Here is a 519-nt window from a genome sequence, read left to right as displayed (position 1 = left end):
ACATTTACACTCAGCAGTACACCGATCGTATGATTGGCGGTTTTGAAGTACCTGCAGCTTGGTTCCAGTCACTAAACCCATTCTTTATCATTACGCTTGCGCCTGTCCTTGCGGTTCTATGGGTGAAACTAGGTAAACGTGAACCAAACTCACCAGCGAAATTTGCTTTAGCCATGTTCTTCTTGGCACTAGGCTTCCTATGCATGGTTGGTGCAGTAATGGAGCAAGGTGGTGATACTAACGTGAAAACATCCATGCTATGGCTAGTTGGCGCGTTCTTCTTCCATACTTTGGGTGAACTGTGTCTATCCCCTATTGGCCTGTCTCTTGTAACCAAACTGGCTCCGCTACGTCTTGCATCGTTGATGATGGGTGCATGGTTTGGTTGTAACGCTATTGCGAACTATGTCGCTGGTTACGTGGGTTCTCATGTGGGTGAACTTGGTGCAATGGCTATCTTTAGTGGCATCGCAGTAACTGCATTGATCAGTGGTGTGATTCTAATGTTATTCTCGAACA

1 protein-coding gene is annotated in these 519 nt (G+C 46.2%); it reads left to right on the top strand.

Features of this window, described 5'->3' with window-relative positions:
* A partial coding sequence (locus R7190_RS30715; RefSeq protein ID WP_318138321.1) for an oligopeptide:H+ symporter occupies positions 1-519 on the top strand: 519 nt, incomplete at both ends.

The sequence above is a fragment of the Vibrio sp. 1078-1 genome (assembly GCF_033340475.1).
Note: the sequence above shows the minus strand (reverse complement) of the source record. Positions and strands in the feature narration are given on the sequence as shown.